This is a genomic window from Microbacterium sp. CFBP 13617 (assembly GCF_014839445.1).
GTDB lineage: Bacteria > Actinomycetota > Actinomycetes > Actinomycetales > Microbacteriaceae > Microbacterium.
In genome coordinates this window covers 285,338-306,197 of the sequence record NZ_JACYNW010000001.1, presented here as the reverse complement: position 1 = coordinate 306,197, position 20,860 = coordinate 285,338, and the positions used below count along the sequence as shown (strand labels likewise).

Sequence of the window (20,860 nt, the reverse complement as noted above, 5' to 3'; positions counted from 1 at the left end):
GACGGGGCCTTTCAGAAACCGGGGAGCAGGCTCACGACGAGGTCGATGAGCTTGATGCCGACGAAGGGGACGAGGACGCCGCCGAGCCCGTACACGAGCAGGTTGCGGCTGAGGATGCTCGAGGCGCTGGCCGCGCGGTATTTCACTCCGCGCAGCGCCAGGGGGATGAGCACGATGATGACCACGGCGTTGAAGATGATCGCGCTGAGCACGGCCGAGGCCGGCGACGACAGCTGCATGACGTTCAGCACCGCGAGGCCCGGGAACACGCCCATGAACATCGCCGGGATGATCGCGAAGTACTTCGCGATGTCGTTGGCGAGCGAGAACGTCGTCAGCGCGCCGCGCGTGATGAGCAGCTGCTTGCCGATGCGCACGATGTCGATGAGCTTGGTCGGGTCGCTGTCGAGGTCGACCATGTTGCCGGCCTCCTTCGCGGCCGACGTGCCCGTGTTCATCGCGACGCCCACGTCGGCCTGAGCCAGCGCCGGGGCGTCGTTCGTGCCGTCGCCGGTCATCGCGACGAGGTTGCCGCCCTGCTGCTCGCGCTGGATGAGCGCGAGCTTGTCTTCGGGCGTGGCCTCGGCGAGGAAGTCGTCGACCCCGGCCTCGGCGGCGATCGCCTTGGCGGTGAGGGGGTTGTCGCCCGTGATCATCACGGTGCGGATGCCCATGGCCCGCAGCTCGCCGAACCGCTCGCGCAGCCCGTCCTTGACGACGTCCTTGAGGTGGATGACGCCGAGCAGCCGGGCCGAGCCGTGCGAAACTCCTGAGGATTCGGGGGCCAGCGTGGCGACCACCAGCGGAGTTCCGCCGGACTCGGCGATGGCGTTCGCGGATCTCAGGAGTTCGGCACGGGTGGTGTCGGGCACCGCGGCTCCCGAGCCGTCCAGCCAGGCGAGCACGGCGGACGCGGCGCCCTTGCGCACGAGCGTCCCGTCGGCGAGGTCGAGGCCGCTCATGCGGGTCTGCGCCGTGAAGGGCACGGGCTCGGCGCCCCGGGGCACCTCTGCCACGACGCCCTGGGACGCCGCCAACTCGACGACCGACACGCCCTCGGGCGTGGGGTCGGCCTGAGACGACAGCGAGGCGTACTCCGCGAGCTCCGGCCCGCCGACGCCCGTCAGGGCGACGAACGCCGACGCGCGACGGTTGCCGTAGGTGATGGTGCCGGTCTTGTCGAGCAGCAGGGTCGTGACGTCTCCCGCGGCCTCGACGGCGCGGCCCGACATGGCGAGCACGTTGCGCTGCACCAGGCGGTCCATGCCCGCGATGCCGATGGCGCTCAGCAGGGCGCCGATGGTCGTGGGGATGAGGCAGACGAGCAGCGCGACGAGCACGGGGATCGAGACGGGGGATGCCGCGTACGAGGCGATGGGGTTCAGCACCAGCACGACGATCACGAACACGATCGACAGGCTCGCGAGCAGGATGTTCAGCGCGATCTCGTTGGGGGTGCGCTGACGCGAAGCGCCCTCGACGAGCGCGATCATGCGGTCGACGAACGTCTCACCGGGCTTCGAGGTGATCTTCACGACGATGCGGTCGCTGAGCACGCGGGTGCCGCCGGTGACGGCGCTGCGGTCGCCGCCCGACTCGCGCACGACCGGGGCGGATTCGCCGGTGATCGCCGACTCGTCGACCGTGGCGATGCCGTGCACGATGTCGCCGTCGCCGGGGATGAGCTCGCCCGTCTCGACGAGCACGATGTCGCCGAGGCGCAGGTCGCCCGAGGGGACGTCTTCGGTCGCGGCGGCGGATGCCGAGGGGTCTTCGGCGGAGTACGCGACGACGCGGCGGGCCGAGGTGGTCGTGCGGGTCTTGCGCAGCGTCGCCGCCTGCGCCTTGCCGCGGCCCTCGGCGACCGACTCGGCGATGTTCGCGAAGAACACGGTGAGCCAGAGCCAGACGGCGATGCCCCAGGTGAAACCGGCGGGGAGCGTGGTGTCGCCGCCTCCGAGGAACGGCTCGGCGAGAGCGATGAGCGTGGTCAGGGCCGCGCCCACCCAGACGAGGAACATCACGGGGTTGCGCCACTGCGCCGCGGGGTTGAGCTTCTTGGCCGCCCCCGGAAGGGCGGCGACGACCTGGGCGGCGCTGAACGCGCGCCGCGGGGTGGTCTGCGCGGGATCGGCGGCGGGGGCCGGAGCGTGGGTGAGGGTGGACATCAGCGGGCAAGTCCTTCGGCGAGGGGTCCGAGAGTGAGGACCGGGAAGTAGGTGAGCGCCGTGACGATCACGGCGACGCCGGCGAGCAGACCCGCGAACTGCGGGCGATGCGTCGGCAGGGTTCCGGCGGTGGCGGGCACGGCATCCTGTGCCGCGAGGGCACCGGCCAGCGCCAGCACGAACACGATCGGCAGGAAGCGTCCGAGCAGCATCGCCACACCGAGCGCGGTGTTGAACCACGGGGTGTTGGCGGTGAGGCCGGCGAAGGCCGAGCCGTTGTTGTTCGCCGCCGAGGTGAAGGCGTAGAGCACTTCGCTCAGACCGTGCACGCCCGGGTTGAGGATCGAGGTCGACTCCACGTCGTCCCGGATGCCGGGAACCCCGAAGCTCAGCGCGGTCCCGGCCAGCACCAGGGTGGGCGTGACGAGGATGTACAGGCTCGCGAGCTTGATCTCGCGCGGCCCGATCTTCTTGCCCAGGTACTCGGGGGTGCGGCCGATCAGCAGCCCGCCGACGAACACCGCGATCACGGCGAGGATCAGCATTCCGTAGAGCCCCGAGCCGACGCCGCCGGGGGCGACCTCGCCGAGCATCATGTTGATCATCGGCATCATGCCGCCGAGGGCGGTGTTGCTGTCGTGCATCGAGTTGACCGCGCCGGTCGAGGTCAGCGTGCTCGTCGACGAGAAGAGCGTCGAACCGAAGATGCCGAAGCGCACCTCCTTGCCCTCGAGCGAGCCGCCCGCGAGCTGGGGAGCGGTGCCGGCGCCGGCGAGCTCGGCCCACGTCATCAGGGCGGTGGAGGCCACGAAGATCGCCCCCATCACGCCCAGGATCGTGTATCCCTGACGGTTGTCGCCGACGATGCGCCCGAAGGCGCGGGGCAGCGAGAACGGGATCACCAGCATGAGGAAGATCTCGAACAGGTTCGTCCACGGCGTCGGGTTCTCGAACGGGTGGGCGGAGTTGGTGTTGAAGAACCCGCCGCCGTTGGTGCCGAGGAGCTTGATCGCCTCCTGCGAGGCCACCGGCCCACCCGGGATCGACTGGGCGGCTCCCGTGAGGGTCGTGGCATCGGTGAAGCCGTTGAGGTTCTGGATGACGCCGCCCGCGAGCAGCACGACGGCCGCGACGATCGAGAACGGCAGCAGCAGGCGGTACGTGCCGCGCACCAGGTCGACCCAGAAGTTGCCGATCACGCCGCTGCGGCGATACGCGAACCCGCGCACCAGGGCGACGGCGACGGCGATGCCCACGGCGGCGCTCACGAAGTTCTGCACGGTCAACGCCGCGAACTGCACGGTGTAGCCGAGCGTCGTCTCGCCCGAGTAGGACTGCCAGTTGGTGTTCGCGACGAACGACGCCGCGGTGTTGAACGACAGTGCCTCGCCCGGTGCCTCGAGACCCAGCGAGAAGGGCAGCACGGTCTGCAACCGCATGATCGCGTAGACGAGGACGACGCCCACGAACGAGAACAGCAGCACCGAGCGCAGGTAGGCCTGCCAGGTCTGCGCGCTGCGGGGGTCGACGCCGATCAGGCGGTAGGTGCCCCGCTCGACGGCGAGGTCGCGCGCGCCGGTGTAGATGCGGGCGATGTGGTCGCCGAGGGGGCGGTACGCCAGTCCCAGGGCGACGATGAGGGTGAGGCTGGTCAACACGACGGACCAGATCATTCCGGCGTCCACGTCAGAACTTCTCGGGGCGGACGAGGGCGACCACGAGGTACACCACGGCGGCGACCGCGAGCACGGCGGCGAGGATCGTGAAGAACATCACGGCCGGTCCCCGCTGTTCTCGCGGGCTGCTGGGGCAGACGGCGGGGTGGGGCGAGGAGACGAGGCGCGGACCTCGGGGCCCAGCTTCTCGACCCCCTTCGCGACGAGGGCGACCAGCGCGAAGATCGCGACGGTCGCGGCGAGGAAGACGGCATCGAGCACGACGACTCCAGGATCGAGAACAGAACCGCGGGCGGACCGCGGGCGCCGCGGGGCGGCACGTGTTCCGATACAACCGGCGGGAGGTTCGGCATCCGGGCGTCCTCACGGTTTCCCTACGGGTGCGCGGCGGACGCATACGGCGCGCTTACGCGGGGGGCTGCACGACTCCGGCAGAACGGGGTGTCGGGGCTCGCGGCCGCGCGGTGGGGTGGGTAGCGCAGGAGTCGTGCGCGCGCAGCGCAGCAGCCCGGGCGCATGATGGAGTCATGCTCGCGTCCGACGGTCCCGGTGTCGCGGTCACGGCGACGCTCGTGATCCCCGCGTCCGAGCTGTCGTGGCGGTTCTCGCGCTCGTCGGGCCCCGGCGGGCAGGGAGTGAACACCGCCGACTCGCGGGTGGAGGTGATGTGGGATGCCGCGGCCTCGACCGCTCTTTCGCGCGCGCAGCGCGAGCGGGTCCTGGACCGCCTGGGGAACCGCCTCGTCGACGGCGTACTGACCATCGCGGCGTCGGAGCACCGCGCGCAGGCACGCAACCGCGACGCCGCGCGCGACCGGCTCGCCGCGATCCTCGCCGAGGCGGTGCGACCGCCCGCCCCTCCCCGCCGCGCGACGAAGCCGACGCGAGGCTCGAAGGAACGCCGCCTGCAGGCCAAGCAGCGCCGCACCGACGTGAAGCGGATGCGTCGGCGGCCGACCGACTGAGGTCGGAGGGCCGGCCCGGCCCGCTCCGCCGCGTCAGCCGGCGGCGCCCGCGGAGCCGCCCTCGGCGCGGCGGCGGCGCACCTGCTCCTCGAGGTCGGCGAGGTGCATCTCGCGCTCGAGGTCGGCGATCTGCTGCTCCGTGGTGCGAGAGGCGCTCGGCGCCGCCGGGGCGGGCGTGTCCTTCTGCCAGCGGCGCGGGTCGCCGAACGACATCGGTGCGGAGCGCGCCTCGTACTCGCGACCGAGCGCGAACCACAGGATCGAGCCGATCAGCGGCAGCAGCACGATGAAGAAGATCCACGCGAACTTCGGCAGGTGTTTCACCTGGTCGTCGCGCCGGGTGATGACGTCGATCAGGGCGATCACCAGGACGGCGACGGTCAGCAGGGCGAGTACTGGCATGGCATCCACCCTGTCGCAGAGCCGCGGCCGCGTCCACTGACGGGTCGCGCGGGCCGAACTCCTGACTTTTCGGCTGCGCGCGCGGTGCCGAGCGGTCGGAGACGGCCCAACCCCGCATTTCTCAGGAGTTTGGCCCGCGCCCGCGCCCGCCCGAAACGCCGACGCCCCCACCACGAGGGCGGGGGCGTCGGACGGGACTCAGGATGCCGAGGGGGGCGGCGCCTTGCGCGAACGCGGCGTCGGGGTGTTGTCCACCGGCTGGCCGCCGCGCTGCTGGCCCGGCAGGGGGCGGGAGCGGCGACCGTAGATGACCTCCGACGAGTCGAGCAGCCACGGCACGAGGGTGATCGAGACGCCGTGCACGAGCATGAGCTGGTGCGCCAGGCGGCGCGAGCGCCGGTTGTGCAGGATCGACTCCCACCAGTGCCCCACGATGTACTGCGGCAGGTAGACGGTGACGATGGCCGAGCCGTTCTTCTCGCGGTACTTCTTGATGAACGTCGACACCGGCGAGGTGTACGTGCGGTACGGCGAGTCGATGATCACGAGGGGGATGGGCACCTCGTGCTCGGCCCAGTCGCGCTGCAGCCTCGCCGACTCTTCTTCGGTGATCGCGACGTGCACGGCGAGGGTCTTGTCGTGGTTGGCGGCCAGGGCGTAGTCGATCGCCTTCGACGTGGGCTTCTGCAGGCGGTTCACCAGCACGATCGCCACGTCGCCCGACGAGCCGAAGTGCACGGTGTCGTCCATCTGGATCTCGTGCTCGACGTCGCGGTAGTACCGGTTCACGCCGATCATCAGCACGGCGAGGATCGGGATGGCGATGAACACCAGCCAGGCGCCGTGGGTGAACTTCGTGACCGTGACGATCAGCAGCACGAGCACCGTCATCGCGGCGCCGATGGAGTTGATCCACAGGCCCGAGATCGCGGAGCGGCGCTCGATGGCCGCGGACTGCTGCTTCGCCGCCTCGGCGGGCAGGAGCTTGAACTCGCGCAGAGCGCGACGCCAGTGCCGCACCATGCCGATCTGCCCGAGCGAGAACGACACGAACACACCGATGATGTAGAGCTGGATCAGCGTGGTGAGGTTGGCCTGGTACACGATCAGCACGCCGATGGCGACGATGCCGAGGATGATCATGCCGTTCGAGTACACGAGGCGGTCGCCGCGGGTGTTGAGCGCCTTCGGGGCGTAGCCGTCGCGGGCCAGGACTGCGCCGAGCAGCGGGAAGCCGTTGAAGGCCGTGTTGGCGGCCAGCAGCAGCACGCACGCGGTGGCGGCCTGGATGATGAAGAACGGGATGCTGCCCATGCCGAAGGTCGCCGCGGCCACCTGTGCCATGAGGCTCGGCTGCGGGTTGTTGGCGCAGTCGAAGCCGATGAGGTGGCAGGGGTTCTCGGCGTAGTGCACGCCCGAGATCAGCGCCAGAGCGGTGAGACCCGCGAAGAGCACGATGGCGATGCCGCCCATGAGGCTCAACGTCGTCTGCGCGTTGCGGATCTTGGGCTTGCGGAACGCGGGGACGCCGTTCGACACCGCCTCCACCCCGGTCAGCGCCGAGCAGCCGCTCGAGAAGGCGCGCAGCACGAGCAGGATGAGCGCCGCCTGGGTGAGCGACTCGGCCTGCACGGCGTAGTTGGCGCTCGAGGCCTCGGGAGCGTCGCCGAGGAACGTGCGGGCGAGGCCCACGACGATCATCACGCCGACCGACCCGATGAACAGGTAGGTGGGGATGGCGAAGACGCTCGACGCCTCGCGCACGCCGCGGAGGTTCACGATCACGATGAGGATCACGAAGCCGACGGCGATCTCGACGCGGAACGGGTTGAGTTCCGGCAGCGCCGAGATGATGTTGTCGACCCCGGATGCCACCGACACGGCCACCGTGAGCACGTAGTCCACGAGCAGGGCCGCGGCCACGACCACGCCGGGCACTTCGCCCAGGTTCTTGCTGGCGACCTCGTAGTCGCCGCCGCCCGAGGGGTAGGCCTTGATGAGCTGCCGGTAGCTCAGCACCACCACGATGAGGAGCACCACGACGGCGACCGCGACCCACGGGCTGAGGGTCAGCAGGGCCGTTCCGCCGATGAGCAGGATCATCAGGAGCTCCTGCGGGGCGTACGCCACCGAGGAGAGCGCGTCGGAGGCGAAGATAGGCAGCGCCATCTTCTTGGGCAGGAGCTGGTCGTCGAGTTTTTCCGACGTCAAAGGCTCGCCGATAAGGATGCGCTTGGCCATCGGCGTCTCGACGCCGGGCTCGCGACTTTCTTCAGTCACGGCGCGTGACACTACGCGCACTGGACGGGCGGCGCAATCCGACGCGCACGTCGTTCATCGCATGGCAGTCAGACCGTGATCAACGCGACAACCCGATGCCGGGTCTGCTCGGCGCGCGGACAGCGGGTCAGGCCGGGACCGCCGCCTCGGCGATGAATGCCGCGACCGCGTCGGCGCCGGCGTGGTCGTCGGCGCTGATCGTCACGACGGCGTCGCCGGCGAAGACGATCATCTGCCCGTACGCCCCGTGCAGCCGCCACGCGGCGCCGGGTCCGTCCCACCCGGCCAGGGCGTACCGGCGGTACCCGTCGCCCTGGCTGCCGGTGTCGATCCAGGCCGAGTGAAGGGCATCCACCGTCTCGGCCGGGACGAGTCGTTCGCCCTGCCAGACGCCGCGGTCGCGCAGCAGCAGGCCGAGGCGCGCCATCTCGTCGGTGCGCAGGGCGAGGCCCTCGCCGGCGAGGATGCGCCCGTTGGGACAGCGCTTCCAGGCGAGGTCGGCGAGGCCGAGCGGGGCGAACAGCCGGGGGCGCAGGTACTCCTCGACGTCGCCCGTGCGGTGGGCCAGCACGTGCATCGCGGTGTACGTGCTGGCGTTCGAGTACTGGAACACGCGGCCGCGCGACGGGCGCGAGAGGAACTCGGCGGCGAGGTCGGGCCAGTCGGTCATCATCGTCGGCGACCACGGCAGGTCGATGCCGCTCGACATCGACAGCAGGTGGCGCACGGTCACGTCCGGCGCGGCGGTGGGGACGATGCCCGCGACGGGCTCGTCGAGATCGAGCAGCCCGTCGGCGGCGGCGATCCCCGCCGCGAGCACGCACACGGCCTTCGCGACCGAGTGGATCTCTTCGCGCCCGTCGGGCGTCCAGCGGTGCTCGGCGACGTCGTCGCCCACGCGCACGTGCAGCCCGTGGGCGACGAAGCCGGTGTCGTCGATGTGGCGCACGAGCGCCGCGCGCAGGTCGTGGGCCGGGGTCATCCCTCCAGGCTACGGGCGGGCCGTGTCAACCCGCGGGGTCGTCGGGCGGCGACGCCGCACTGGTCTCTAGGATCGCGGGGTGAACGACATCGTGGGCTCGGGGCTGCTCGCCGTCATCGCGGGCGGGGTGGTCGCCGTGCTCGCCCTCGTGCCGTTCGTCGCCGTGAGCTACCGGCGCCGCGGGGGTCTGACGCTCTGGCGCACGCTGCTCTGGGCGGGGGCGGCGGTGTACTTCTGGGCGATCTGGACGTACACGCTCATTCCTCTGCCCGACGACGACCTCTACCGCTGCGCGGGAGTCAACCTGCGGCCGTTCGAGTTCGTCGACGACATCCGCGCCGCCGTCGCCGTGTCGGGGCGCTACCTGACCGATCCGACGGTGCTGCAGGTGGCGTTGAACGTGCTGCTCTTCCTTCCGCTGGGCTTCTTCCTGCGGGTGCTCGGGGGTCGCGGCATCCTGGTCGCCGGTCTCGTGGGACTCGCGACCTCGGCACTCATCGAGACGACGCAGCTGACGGGCGTGTGGGGCCTCTTCCCCTGCGCGTATCGCGTGTTCGACGTCGACGACCTGATCGTGAACACCTCGGGGGCCCTGCTCGGCTCGCTGGTCGCCTTCGCGGTGCCCGCGGCGCATCGAGGGGTGGCGAAGAGCCCGGATGCCGAGGTGCCCCGCCCCGTGACCCGCCGCCGCCGTCTGCTGGGACTGGTCTGCGACGTCGTGGGCATCTCGCTCGTCGGCGTCGCGGTGTCGGTGCTCGTGCAGGCGGTCACGGTGCTGCTGCTCGGCGAGTCGGCCACCCTCGCGACCGACGAGGCGGCCTCGTGGGCCGGGACGGTGGCGGGCGCGGCGCTCTGGCTGGGGGTCGTGCTGGTGACCGGCCGGTCGATCGGCGACCTCGCGACGCGCGTGCGGTTCACGAACGGCATCCTGCCGGTCTGGGTCGCCCGCCCGCTGCGATTCCTCACCGGGGCGGGCGCCTACGCGGTGCTGGCGGCACTGCCGGCGCCGTGGTCGATCGCGGCGTTCCTGCTGGCGCTGGTGACCGGCGCACTGCTCGTGGTCTGGCGCGACGGCCGCGGTCTCACCGGCTGGATCGGTCGCCGGCGCCTGGTCGACGATCGGGCGGGCGTGGTGAGTCCCTCGGTCGACACGAGCGCATCCGGGTGACCCGGCTCGGTCTGCGCGGCGTCGACGACGGCGTGCGCGTGCACCGGGTTCCGCTCCCTCGGCGGGACACGGGCGAGACCGCGCCGACCGCCGCCGCGAACCGCCCGCTACCGTAGGCCGCATGGGGGAGCCGCTGTCGGCCGCGGATGCACGCATCCTGGCGCTGGAGTCCGAGGTCGTGCGCGGGCATGCGCTGAAGCTGCTCGTGCTCGAACCCGGTGAGGCCCTCGATCTCGAGGCGGTGCGTGAAAGCGTCGCCGCCCGACTGTCGGCGTTCCCGCGCGGGCTCCAGGTGGTCGTCGACGACGGCGACGGACCGGCGTGGATCGAGGCGACCGACGTCGATGTCGCGCAGCACGTGCGCCGTCACGCGGCCGATGACCCCGCAGCGCTGCGCGCGGTCGTGGGCCGGCTCATGTCGGAGCCCCTCGACCGCTCCCGCCCGCTGTGGACCATCGACCTCGTCGGCCCCCTCGCCGATGGTCGAGAGGCGGTGGCGGTGCGCCTGCACCACGCCCTCGCCGACGGGCTCACGGCCGTGCGCTTCCTCGAGGCGGTGATCTTCGAGCCGCACGACGCCCCGGCGCACGAGGTCGGCCTGCGTGATCCCGACGCCCGCCCGACGCGGTGGAGCGAATGGGAACGGATGCCGATGACCCTCGCCCGCGAGCTCGCTCACCCCGGCTCGCACTCCCCGTTCGACCGCCCGATCAGCGCGCGCCGCGCCCTCGCCTTCGTCGACGTGCCGCTCGCCGAGGCACGCGCCGTCGGCGCTTCGCGCGCCGACCACGCCACGATCAACGACGTGCTGCTCACGGTCATCGCGGGGGCCCTGCGACGCCGCCTCGTGCACCACGGGCACGTGCCGCGGCTCAACGCCCAGGTTCCCGTGAGCCTGCACGAACGCGGCGAGGACGCCGCGGCATCCGGCAATCGCGACTCGTTCGTCGACGTCGGCCTGCATCTCGACGAGCCCGACGACCTGCGCCGGCTCGACCTGCTCAGCGCCCAGACCCGCGCCCGCAAGCACGCCCACGATGCGCGCGCCCTCGACGAGCTGTTCCACGCGCTCGCCGCGGCCGGGTCGGCCGGCGCGCTGCTGCGCGGTCTCGCCGACGACCCGCGTGAGTTCGCTCTCGCCATCTCGAACGTGCCCGGGCCGCGCGTGGCGGTGTCGGTCGCCGGCCGCCGGGTGGGCCACGTGTACACGTCGTCGGAACCGGGGCCGAGGCACGCCCTGCGCGTCGCCGCGATCTCGAACGACCGCTGGCTCGGGGTGGGGTTCTGCGTCGACCCCGAGGCCGTGCCCGACGTCGAGCTGCTGGCCGAGGCCGCGCACGACACGTGGGACGCCCTGCGCGCGGGCACGCGGTGAGCGGCGCGCGCTGAGACGGTCGCGTATCGCTCGGCGTCGGCGCCGCTGAGCGCGCGGGGCGGCACCCGCCCGGTCGCGGGGCACTTAGGCTTTTCGAGAAGGAGGCGCATGTCGTCGAGAGCGGGGCGGGCCCAGCGCGCAGGACGCGGAGTCGCTGCGGCGACCCTGGCGACCTTCGTCGCGACCGTCTCGCACGCCTCCGTCGCCGCTGAACTGCCGTCGCTGATGAACATCGCGGTGGCGCTGTGCCTGGCCGCGCCCGTGTGCGTGCTCCTGGCCGGCCGCTCCCTGTCGTGGCGGCGGCTCTCGCTCGCCGTCGTGCTCAGCCAGGCGGTGTTCCATGGGCTGCTCGCCCTCGACCTGCGCGGGGGCGGCTCCGCCGCACCGGTGGGGCACCACGGCGCGGTGACCTCTTTCCTCGATGCCGCGGCCTCCGGTTCGCTTCCCCCCGATCACAGCGGGCATTCGCCGTGGATGTGGGTCGCTCACGCGTGCGCCGCGGCGCTCACGATCTTCGCTCTGGGAACGGGCGAGCGCGCGCTGCGCGCCATCGCCGGCTTCCTGCTCGCGACCTTCCGCGCCCTGCGGCCGGTCGCGTCGCCTCCGGTGGCGGTGAGCGTTCCCGCCCCGGCGGCCGAGCCGCCGCTTCGCGCGACGGGTATCGCCGTGCTGTCGGTGATGAGGCATCGGGGTCCGCCGCTCGCGGCGTGATCTCGACCCCTCATCCTTTCGCGCGACGCGACACCGTCGCGCGCGCACCGTCAGAAAGCAGCACCATGTCCCGTACCCCCTTCCTTCGTCGTGCCCTCGTCGGCCTCGCCGCCGGCGCGGCCCTCGCGATCGCGGTCCCCCTCGCGGCATCCGCGCACGTCACCGTCAACCCCGACACCGCCACCCCGGGCAGCTACGCCACGGTCAACTTCCGCGTTCCCACCGAGTCCGAGACGGCGTCCACCGTCAAGCTCGAGGTCACCCTGCCCACCGACACACCGCTGAGCGCCGTGCTCGTGCAGCCCGTCCCGGGCTGGACGGCCACGGTCGAGAGGGGCGCCCTGCCCGCGCCCGTCGAGGTCGACGGCAACACCCTCACCGACGCCGCGCTGAAGATCGTGTGGCAGGCCGACCCCGGCGTCGGCATCGCTCAGGACCAGTTCCAGGTCTTCTCGGCCGTGCTGGGACCCGTGCCCGACACCGGTCACGTGGTGCTGCCCGCCGCGCAGACCTACTCCGACGGATCGGTCGTCGACTGGGCTGCGACGCCCGACGAGGTCGCCGCCGACGACACGCTCGAGCCGGCTCCGGTGCTCTACATCAACGACACCCCTCCCACGGGCGCGCACAGCCACGGCACGGCGTCCGCCGCGCCGTCGCACGAGCACGACGCCGGTGAGGCCTCGTCGGCCTCGGGCCCGGCATTCGACTCGTCGGGTGTCGCGCTGGGACTCAGCATCGCCGCGCTGATCGTCGCCGCCGCCGGAGCGGTGCTCGGCGCCCTCGCCCTGTCGCGTCGCCCGAAGCGCAGCTGACCGTGCGGGCACCGCGCGCCCTCGGGCGCTCCCTGGCGGTCGCGGCGATCGCGCTGGGCGCCGTGCTCGGCGGGGCTCAGGCCGCGTCGGCGCACGACAGCCTGGTCTCGACCTCGCCCGCCTCCGGCGACACGGTGTCGACGGTGTCGGAGGTCACCCTCGACTTCAGCGCCAATCTGCTGGGGTACGACGGCGGCAACATCGTCGTCGTGCTGGGACCCGACGGTCGGCACTACGAGGCCGACTGCGTCGCGCTCGCCGGGCCCACGCTGAGCGTGCCCGTCGAGCTGGGGGCACCCGGCGACTACACGGTCGAGTGGCGCGCGGTGTCGTCCGACGGGCACCCGGTCTCGGGGACCTTCCCGTTCACCTCCACCGCCGCGGGCACGTCCGTGGGGTCGGACGACTCGCCCTGTGCGAGCGCCGTCGGCTCCGCGGCTGCGCCGGCCGAGTCCGCGTCATCCGAGACCGGCGGACCGTCGGGCCTCACGGTGGGGCTCCTGGTCGGCGGCGGCGTCGTGGTGCTCGTCGGGGTGCTGGTCGTCGTCATCGTGCGCACACGTNGGGATGCCGCACCCGGGCGCCGGGGGACGAGAAAGACGCCCAGCTCGGGGCCGTCGGCCGCCATGGTGCCGCGCGCTCCGGTCGCCGCAGGTTCGCACGCACAGCCCACCGGCCGCAGAGGCTGCGACCTACAGGCTCTGCCCCGGCACCGAGAACGTGTCGCAGGCGTTCACGCCGCCCTCTCGCCCGGTGTCGAACCATCGCTGACGTTGCTCGCTCGAGCCGTGCGTCCAGCTCTCGGGGTTGATCGCCCCGCCCGATTCCGCCTGGATGTGGTCGTCGCCGACGGCCGAGGCCGCAGCCAGCGCGTCCGTGATCTGCTGCTGCGTGGGCGGCTCGAGGTACGGGGTGCCGTCCTCGTCGACCTGCTCGCCCGCCGCGGCCACCCAGGCCCCCGCGTAGCAGTCGGCCTGCAGCTCGGTGCGCACGCCGTTGCTGTCGGGACCCGTGCCGTCGTTCGGGTACTGCTCCATCACGCCGGTGAGGTTCTGCACGTGGTGGCCGTATTCGTGGGCGAGCACGTACAGCTGGGCCAGCGGGCCCGCCGTGGTGTCGTACTGCTCGCGCAGAAGGGCGAAGAACGTGGGGTCGACGTAGACCGTCTGCTCCGGCGGGCAGTAGAAGGGCCCGGTGGCGTTCGAGGCCGTGCCGCACTGCGTCGAGGTGGCGCCGTCGACGATGATCAGCTGCGGCGGGGTGTACCCGTCGAGGCGCTCCTGCCAGAACTGGTCGACGCTCAGCGAGGCGGCCGCCAGTCGACAGGAGTCGTCGGTGTTGGCATCCTGGCCCGTCTCACAGCTCGCCAGGGCCTCGCCCCCACCCGCGGGGGCCGCGGGCGCCTGACCGCCGCCGATGAGCCCGGTCAGGTCGGTGCCGGTGAACAGCGAGAAGAGCAGCACCACGATCGCCCCGAGGCCGACCGTTCCGCCGCCCACCGCGGCGATCGTGCCGCCGCGGCGCTTGGCGGTGTTGTTGCCGACGCGGGCGTTGTCGTTGAAGGTCACGTCCGTCACCGTAACCGGGGTGGGGTCCGCGCCGGCAGGGGCTGGACTTCTCGGCCGCCCCTGCTTCCGCGTGCGGGCGTGGCGCGCCGAGGACGTCGAGCCCACGGGAGCCGTCAGAACCCGGGGGCCTCAGACGATGCGTCGCACCGCCGCGTCGGCGGGCGGGGGCGCGGTGCTCTCGCGCACGACGAGCTGGGGCCGCTCCGACGAGAAGCGACGCCCGGTCTCGCCGGCGATCTCGTTGAGCAGCAGTTGCAGGCCGCGGCGGCCGAGGCCGGCGAAGTCCTGATCCACCGTCGTGAGCGGCGGCGTCCACAGCGCGGAGAGCGGGTGGTCGTCGAAACCCGCCACAGAGATGTCGTCGGGAACCCGGCGGCCCGAGGCCACGATCCCGCGGATGACGCCCATGGCGATCTCGTCGTTGCCGCAGAACACGGCGGTGACCGAGGGATCCTCGGCGAGCCGCCGACCGATCTCGATCCCGGACCGCGGGTCCCAGGTCGCGTCGCTGAGCGCGGGGATGACCGCACCGCGACGTTTGAGGGCTCGTCGCCAGCCGGTCGTGCGCCCGTCTTCGCGGCGCGACGGCGGCACGCGCACGTGGTGCACGGTGGCGTGCCCCAGATCGAGCAGGTGGTCGGTGAGCTCTTCGGCCGCGCGCGACTCGTCGAGCACCGCCTGCCGCAGACCCGACTCGCGCACCCCCGACAGCGCGACCAGCGGCAACGACACCGGGATGCGGTGCAGGGCGGCGACACCGGGCGGGTCGAACTTCAGCACGCAGACGCCCGCGAGCGGCTGCGCCAGGGTCGCGGCGATCGCCCGGTCGATCTCGCCCTCGTCGGTGCTCTCGACGACGGTGATCATGACCGTGTAGTCCTCGGCGCGGGCGGCCTCTTCGATACCGCGGATGGTCTCGGCGTAGCCGTACTGCGACGTGTCTCCGGCGATGACCGCGATGACCTGGGCCTTGCGCGACGCCAGCACCCGGGCGGCGGCACTGGGGCGGAAGTCGAGGGCCGCGATGGCCGCCTCGACGGCCTCGCGCTTCGACGTGCTCACCTTCGCCGCGCCCGTGAGCACCCGCGAGACCGTGGGAACGGACACCCCCGCGCGCGCCGCCACGTCGGCGATCGTCGCCGCTTTCGTGCGGGGGGTGTCCATCGTGCTCCGTCGGTGTGGAGCGGCGAAGGTCATTTGACGGCGCCGCTGGTGATGCCCGAGATGATCTTGCGCTGGGCCACCATGAAGGTGATCAGCAGAGGCAGGCTCATCAGAATGATGTAGGCGAAGATCAGATGCCAATTCTGAAGGTACAGACCGGCGCTCGCCACCTGGTACAGATTCAGCGGCAGCGTGTCGAGCCGACCGCCCACCACGAACAGCGCGTAGAAGACGTCGTTCCAGATGTACAGGCAGATCAGGATCGTCGCGGTGGCGAGCACCGGCATGAGCAGCGGCAGGATGATCTTCATGAAGACGCGCACCGGCGAGGCGCCGTCGACGCGGGCCGCCTCTTCGAGCTCGAGCGGGATGGTGCGCACGAATCCGGTGACGAAGAAGATCACCGTCGACATGTACATGCCCATGTACACCCCGATCATTCCGACGGCGGTGCCGGCGAGACCGAGCTGGCGCAGCAGCAGCACGATGGTCACGACCGCCGGGGGCAGCACGATGCCGCTGATGGCGAGGGCGTAGACGAAGGCCAGGCCGCGCGAGCGTCGGCGACCGAGGATCCACGCGGCCATCGACCCGAGGATCAGCACGCCCAGCACCGCGGGCACCATCACCAGGACGCTGCCCCCGAACGCGGCCAGCATGCGGCCGTCGCCGATGACGGTGGCGAAGTTGTCGAACAGCCGCCACTGCGAGGGGAGGGCGAGGGTCGGCACGAACGCCTCTGCCTGCGTCTTGGATGCCGTGACGATGGCCAGGTAGAAGGGCACGCCCAGCAGCGCCACCGCGGCGACGATCGCCGCGACCGGCTGGAGCCAGCGCGCGAGCGGCGTGCGGCGCCGGGGCGGGCGGCCGGCGCGACCGGTGGTGAGGGTCATGGTCTGAGTCACAGCACGTCCTCCCGCTTGCGCAGAATCCGGATGACGGGGAAGGCCAGCACGGCCACGACGAGGAAGAGCACGAGGCTCATGGTCGTGGCTTGGGCGAAGAGCCCCTGGCCGAAGGTGCGGAAGATGAAGATGTTGAGGAGCTCGGTGGTGCCGCCGGGGCCTCCGGCGGTGGTCGCCTGCACGATGTCGAAGCCGTTCATCGAGCCCAGCAGCGCGGTGGCGACGTTGAAGGTGACCGCGGGAGCGATCAGGGGGAAGCGGATGCGGCGGAAGGTGGTCCACCAGCCCGCCCCGTCGAGGCGAGCGGCTTCGAGCACGTCGTCGCTGATCGTCTTGAGGCCGGCGAGGTAGATCAGCATCGACAGTCCCATCCACTTCCACGCGTGGATGAGGGCGACCACGACGATGGTCCAGGTCGTGCTGCCCAGCCACGCGACGTCGATGTTCTGGCCCGAGATCGCACTCAGGATGCCGTTGAGCGCGCCATCGGGCTTGAGCATCGCCTGGAAGATGTAGCCGACCGCGAGGGCCGACATGATCACCGGCACGAAGAAGGCGACCCGCAGAGCGCGGTTGGTCCGTGTGTCCCGTTCGAGCAGCAGCGCGAGGGCCAGGCCGAAGAGGTTCTGGAACACCGCGACGAGCACGGCGTAGACGAGGGTGACCGTCAGGGCGTTCACGAGCGCCCCGTTGGAGAACAGCGAGACGAAGTTGCCCGTGCCGATGAAGTCGATCGAGCTCTTGAAGCTCGACCAGTTGGTGAAGGCGTAGACGAAGTTGAACACCGTCGGCACGGCGAAGAACACCACGAGGACGGCGAGGGCGGGCAGAAGGAACCACAGGGGGTGATCCTTCTTGTGTCGTCCTCGCGAGGGGACGTGCGCCGAACGCGGCGGCGGCGTCACCGCGCGGGGACGCTCGAGGGTCGAAGTCATTCTGTGCTCCTCGCCGAGAAGAAGGGGTGGGGCGCCGGGTCGGGTCCCGGCGCCCCGGGTGGGTGTCAGAAGCCGGGTGTGCCGATGGCCTTGGCGAGCTCTTCGAACTGCGCCTGAGTGGCCTCCGCGACCTCCGTGGGCGTCTTCGTGCCCTGGATCATGTCACCGAGGTTGAGGTAGAGGTCGGGGTTCGCCACGGCCTGGGCCTGCATCGAGGGCACCGCGGAGCCGAGCGAGTCGCTGACCGACAGCAGCGCGTCGGGCACCTCCGACGACGACGACACGCCCGTCTGAAGCGACACCGTCTTCTGCGCGTTCACGAAGTCCTGGTACCCGTCGCCGAGCCAGTACGACAGCAGCTGACGAGCGGCGGCCTCGCGGGTGGCATCCCCGGTCTTGAACGCGACGAGGGCGTTCGCCTGGTCGGGGATGAAGGTGCCGACGTTGCCCGAGGGCGAGATGGGGAAGAAGCCGATCTTCTCGTTCAGCTCGGCGGTGTCGGCGAGCGACTGCAGCTGGCCGAAGTACGAGTTGACCTGCACCGCCATGGCCGCGTCGCCCGAGAGCAGCGCCGGACCCTGGTCCTCGAAGGTCGCGGTCTTGAGGTCGGCGTTGAACAGCCCCTCCTTGATGAGGCCGTCGTACGTGTCGATCGCCCCCTGGATGGTGGGGCCGGTGAACTTCTCCTCGTTCGCGTTCACGCGATCCCACAGGCCGTCCTTGGCGGCGTCGGCCAACTGCACCTGAACCCACCACTGCGTGGCCCAGGGGGTGCCGCCACCGAAGTCGAAGAAGGGCGTGACGCCCGCGGCCTTCAGCTGGCGCGCGGTGGCGAGGAACTCGTCCCAGTTGCCCGGCGTCGTGGTGATGCCCGCCTTCGCGAACACCTCTTTGTTGTAGTAGACGCCTTCGACGGCGGGGGTGCTGATGAGCGCCGCGTAGCGGGTGCCGTCGAGGATGCCGGTGATGTCCTTGAGCGCCGGGGTGTAGGCGTCGACGAACGGTGCCCCCTCGAGCGACTGCAGGTTGGTCGAGGCGTTCAGCGCGGTGAGCTGCGACGCGGTCGGCTGCCAGAAGGCCAGGTCGGGCTTGTCGCCCGTGGCCACCTTGGTCTGCACGCTCTGCTCGTAGGGGTCGGGGATCGTCACGACGTCGACCTTCGCGCCGGTGGCCGCTTCGAATCCCTTCACGACGCTGTCGGGCACCGTGTTCGAGTTCTGCGCGGCCCAGATCGTGAGGGTGGTGCCGTCGAGTTTCGTGTCCTGCGCGGGCCAGTCGGCAGGACCGGCGGCGGCGCCGCCGCCGGCTCCCGGGTCCGAGCAGCCGGCGAGTGCGAGGGCCGCGACGGTGGTGAGCGCCGCGGCGGCGATGAACCGCTTCTTCATTGAATTGCTCCTTGGATGTGATCAGTGTGATCTGGTGCGGGCGTCGGTGTCGAACCGGTGGGCCGTGTCGACAGACGCAGGGTGCGCGCGGCGAGGGGGCCATCGGTGCCGCGCACGTGGAGGGTTCCCGTTCCGGCATCCCATTCGGTGTGCCAGGCGGGGAGGTCCAGGGGGAAGACCGTGGTCACCTCGACGTCGGAGCCGACGAGGTGGGGGAACGAGAGCGTGATCTCATCGGGGCCGCTGCGCCGCCAGACCGAGACGATCTCGCCGTCACCGGTGCGCAGACCGAGGGCGAGCCAGGCGTCGTCCCAGCGGGGGAGGCCGAGCGGCCAGTCGGGGTGCGATGTCGCGATCTCGGCACGCAGGTCCTTCGCCACGGCGATGGCCGACGCCACCCGCTCGCGCTGTGCGGCATCCATGCGGTTGAGGTGGCCCGAGACGTAGAAGCGTCCGAGCAGGCCCGTGACGAGGCAGAACGTCGACTCCTCGGCATCCATCTCGGGCTGAGGGTAGGCCCAGCTCGCCGCCTGCTCGGGGAGGATCGACAGGGGCGCGGCGACCGCGATCGGGGGGTACTTGCGGAAGTCCTGCTGGTCGGACGTCGACTGCATCGCCAACCGCGAGAGCATCGCGTAGTCCATGCGCATCGCGCCCGAGCTGCAGTTCTCGATCACGAGGGTCGGATGCCGATCGAGCACCCCGTCGAGCCAGTCCAGGACCGCCCGGTTGTGTTCGAGCAATCCGTCGCCGACGCTGTCGGAATCGCGGTCGGTGCCCGGGCCGGGGTTGATGTTGTAGTCCATCTTGAAGAACCCCACGCCGAAGTCGGCGACGAGGCGGTCGACGACGGCGTCGAGGTGACCGCGCGCCGCGGGGTGGCGCAGATCGAGGTGGAAGCGGTCGTGCTCGACGACGCGCTCGCCGTTGCGCTGCAGGAACGCATCGCGGGGGAGGGCGTCGGCGAGAGGACTGCGGATGCCGACCACCTCCGGCTCCAGCCAGAGTCCTGCGACCATGCCGGCCGCATGGATGGCGTCGATGACCTCGCCGAGTCCCCCGGGGAACCGCGTCGTCGAGGGTTCCCACGCACCGACCGTGTCCCACCAGAAGCCGGAGTCGTCGTACCACCCGGCGTCGATGCAGAACACCTCGGCGCCCACGTCGGCGGCGGCGCGGATCAGCGGCAGCAGCTTCTCGGTGGTGGGGTCGCCGTCGAGGGTGTTCATGTAGTCGTTGAACACGACCGGCATGGCGACGTTGTCGGGGTGGTCGCGGCGGGTGGCGCGTCGGTGATCGGTCAACGCATCGACGGTCGCACCCGCGGAGTCACCGACCGCGATGGTCACCGGCACGCTGACGAAACCCTCGGCGGGGTCGAGCACGCGCGTCCACCCCGAGTCGGCGTCGGTCGGACCCGACAGGGCGAGGTATCCGCCCGAGGTGTCCTCGCCGATCTCCCAGCGCCAGGCGCCGTTGTGCTCGATCTGCCATGCCAGCGCCAGGCCCGCCGCGGAGGATTCCAGGATGCCGGTGGGCAGGTGCTGCGCGGTGGACCAGGTGCCGGTCGAGACCGCGCTCAACGCTCCCCGGGGGTTGTGCCCGGTGAGGTGCTCGGCGAGGGGCACGAAGTCGGGGCCGCGCAGGGGCGTGCGTGTCCACCGTCCCTCTCCCAGCCAGTCGCTGGTCCCGGTGATGCGATCCCAGCCTGCGAGGGCGTCGTCGACGCCGTCGCGCTCGGTGAACCCCGCGACCCACGAGGCGACCGCGCGCAGGACGATGCGCCCGGTACCGACGTTGACGACGCGCACGCGGCTGGTGATCGCAGCGACGCCGTCGCGCGTCGTGAGCTCGATGGTCGCTTCAAGGTCGGCCGAGCGCTGGCGCAGGGTCAGCGTGCGCGCATCGCCGCTGGCCGTCTCGGTGTGGTCGACGTAGCGGAGACGGGCGCCGTGCTCGGTGTGCGCGAGGCGCCCTGACGCGGGGCGGTGGCCGGCGTCGGCGGTGAGGATCTCGACGAGCGGTACGCGGTGCACGCGGTGGTGGCCGGAACGGGTGACGTAGCCCGCGCACGTCACCGGGTGCTCGTCGTCCCACTGCAGATCCAGCGACAGCGTGTCGGTGCCCCACTGCAGGCGGGCGGGGGTCGCCCCGGTGGTCGGGGGATGCGTCGTCGTCATTCGTCTCTCCGTCGTGTCGAACGAGAGGGACGCTAACCCATTCTGAAAGCGTTATCAACACCAACGTGAAACCGTTATCAAGAATGCGGCGTCACGCCTTGCCTCCGAGCGCGGCGTCACCTTATGATCTCGCCTTGAAAGCGTTATCAGATCTGATCGCGCCCTGCCCTTCCACTCGACG

At 71.2% G+C, this 20,860-nt stretch carries 18 protein-coding genes and 1 pseudogene; 6 read left to right on the top strand and 13 right to left on the bottom strand.

What is annotated here, in order from left to right; all coding sequences use genetic code 11:
* Positions 1 to 11: 11 nt before the first annotated feature.
* Genes kdpB through IFU40_RS01210 form a run of 4 tightly spaced genes read right to left on the bottom strand, consistent with a single transcriptional unit; the run spans position 12 to position 4,105 of the window.
* A complete protein-coding gene (gene kdpB / locus IFU40_RS01225; RefSeq protein ID WP_191925107.1) occupies positions 12 to 2,168 on the bottom strand; it encodes a potassium-transporting ATPase subunit KdpB in 2,157 nt (718 codons plus the stop codon).
* The gene (kdpA, locus tag IFU40_RS01220; RefSeq protein ID WP_191925106.1) at positions 2,168 to 3,841 is read right to left on the bottom strand and encodes a potassium-transporting ATPase subunit KdpA; all 1,674 of its coding nucleotides are present in this window, start codon (positions 3,839 to 3,841) and stop codon (positions 2,168 to 2,170) included. Before kdpA ends, kdpB begins: the two co-directional genes overlap by 1 nt.
* A gap of 13 nt (positions 3,842 to 3,854) precedes the next feature.
* A complete protein-coding gene (gene kdpF / locus IFU40_RS01215; protein ID WP_181016022.1) occupies positions 3,855 to 3,941 on the bottom strand; it encodes a K(+)-transporting ATPase subunit F in 87 nt (28 codons plus the stop codon).
* Positions 3,941 to 4,105: a hypothetical protein gene (locus IFU40_RS01210; protein ID WP_156458676.1), complete on the bottom strand. Its 165-nt coding sequence runs from the start codon at positions 4,103 to 4,105 to the stop codon at positions 3,941 to 3,943. The genes kdpF and IFU40_RS01210 overlap by 1 nt, the downstream gene beginning before the upstream one ends.
* A 266-nt stretch (positions 4,106 to 4,371) precedes the next feature.
* Between IFU40_RS01210 and arfB the strand changes: the two genes are divergently transcribed.
* Positions 4,372 to 4,809 carry an alternative ribosome rescue aminoacyl-tRNA hydrolase ArfB gene (gene arfB, locus IFU40_RS01205; RefSeq protein ID WP_055935366.1) on the top strand — a complete coding sequence of 146 codons (438 nt, stop codon included), beginning with the start codon at positions 4,372 to 4,374 and terminating at the stop codon, positions 4,807 to 4,809.
* 33 nt (positions 4,810 to 4,842) lie between these two features.
* Here arfB and IFU40_RS01200 read toward each other — a convergent pair whose 3' ends face one another.
* From IFU40_RS01200 to IFU40_RS01190, 3 genes are all read right to left on the bottom strand, one after another.
* Positions 4,843 to 5,211 carry a PLD nuclease N-terminal domain-containing protein gene (locus IFU40_RS01200; protein WP_070408789.1) on the bottom strand — a complete coding sequence of 123 codons (369 nt, stop codon included), beginning with the start codon at positions 5,209 to 5,211 and terminating at the stop codon, positions 4,843 to 4,845.
* A 198-nt stretch (positions 5,212 to 5,409) separates the two neighbouring features.
* Positions 5,410 to 7,452, bottom strand: a complete 2,043-nt coding sequence (locus tag IFU40_RS01195) for an APC family permease (RefSeq protein WP_191925534.1) — start codon at positions 7,450 to 7,452, stop codon at positions 5,410 to 5,412.
* Between the two features lie 166 nt (positions 7,453 to 7,618).
* Positions 7,619 to 8,473, bottom strand: a complete 855-nt coding sequence (locus IFU40_RS01190) for a serine hydrolase domain-containing protein (protein WP_191925105.1) — start codon at positions 8,471 to 8,473, stop codon at positions 7,619 to 7,621.
* A 79-nt stretch (positions 8,474 to 8,552) separates the two neighbouring features.
* Here IFU40_RS01190 and IFU40_RS01185 point away from each other — a divergent pair, with 79 nt between their 5' ends.
* From IFU40_RS01185 to IFU40_RS17290, 5 genes and pseudogenes are all read left to right on the top strand, one after another.
* Positions 8,553 to 9,641 (top strand): VanZ family protein, encoded by a 1,089-nt coding sequence (locus IFU40_RS01185; RefSeq protein ID WP_191925104.1) that lies wholly within the window; start codon positions 8,553 to 8,555, stop codon positions 9,639 to 9,641.
* A gap of 121 nt (positions 9,642 to 9,762) precedes the next feature.
* Positions 9,763 to 11,016: a wax ester/triacylglycerol synthase domain-containing protein gene (locus IFU40_RS01180; protein ID WP_191925103.1), complete on the top strand. Its 1,254-nt coding sequence runs from the start codon at positions 9,763 to 9,765 to the stop codon at positions 11,014 to 11,016.
* A gap of 108 nt (positions 11,017 to 11,124) precedes the next feature.
* Positions 11,125 to 11,727, top strand: coding sequence for a hypothetical protein (locus IFU40_RS01175; protein ID WP_055935380.1), 603 nt, complete (start codon positions 11,125 to 11,127; stop codon positions 11,725 to 11,727).
* 65 nt (positions 11,728 to 11,792) lie between these two features.
* Complete coding sequence (locus IFU40_RS01170) at positions 11,793 to 12,542, top strand: YcnI family copper-binding membrane protein (RefSeq protein WP_191925102.1); 750 nt, start codon at positions 11,793 to 11,795, stop codon at positions 12,540 to 12,542.
* Between the two features lie 2 nt (positions 12,543 to 12,544).
* Positions 12,545 to 13,105: pseudogene (locus IFU40_RS17290) on the top strand (copper resistance CopC family protein); the annotation flags it as partial.
* A 129-nt stretch (positions 13,106 to 13,234) separates the two neighbouring features.
* Here IFU40_RS17290 and ypfJ read toward each other — a convergent pair.
* The 6 genes from ypfJ to IFU40_RS01135 form a co-directional block, all read right to left on the bottom strand.
* Complete coding sequence (gene ypfJ, locus IFU40_RS01160; protein WP_191925101.1) at positions 13,235 to 14,110, bottom strand: KPN_02809 family neutral zinc metallopeptidase; 876 nt, start codon at positions 14,108 to 14,110, stop codon at positions 13,235 to 13,237.
* Positions 14,111 to 14,239: 129 nt separating this feature from the next.
* Entirely contained in the window at positions 14,240 to 15,274 is a 1,035-nt protein-coding gene (locus tag IFU40_RS01155) for a LacI family DNA-binding transcriptional regulator (RefSeq protein ID WP_055935386.1), read from the bottom strand.
* A gap of 29 nt (positions 15,275 to 15,303) precedes the next feature.
* Complete coding sequence (locus IFU40_RS01150; protein ID WP_191925100.1) at positions 15,304 to 16,167, bottom strand: carbohydrate ABC transporter permease; 864 nt, start codon at positions 16,165 to 16,167, stop codon at positions 15,304 to 15,306.
* 8 nt (positions 16,168 to 16,175) lie between these two features.
* A complete protein-coding gene (locus IFU40_RS01145) occupies positions 16,176 to 17,114 on the bottom strand; it encodes a carbohydrate ABC transporter permease (protein ID WP_249404018.1) in 939 nt (312 codons plus the stop codon).
* A 65-nt stretch (positions 17,115 to 17,179) separates the two neighbouring features.
* Complete coding sequence (locus IFU40_RS01140) at positions 17,180 to 18,499, bottom strand: ABC transporter substrate-binding protein (protein ID WP_191925099.1); 1,320 nt, start codon at positions 18,497 to 18,499, stop codon at positions 17,180 to 17,182.
* Positions 18,496 to 20,679 (bottom strand): glycoside hydrolase family 36 protein, encoded by a 2,184-nt coding sequence (locus tag IFU40_RS01135; protein ID WP_191925098.1) that lies wholly within the window; start codon positions 20,677 to 20,679, stop codon positions 18,496 to 18,498. Before IFU40_RS01135 ends, IFU40_RS01140 begins: the two co-directional genes overlap by 4 nt.
* Positions 20,680 to 20,860 lie beyond the last annotated feature (181 nt).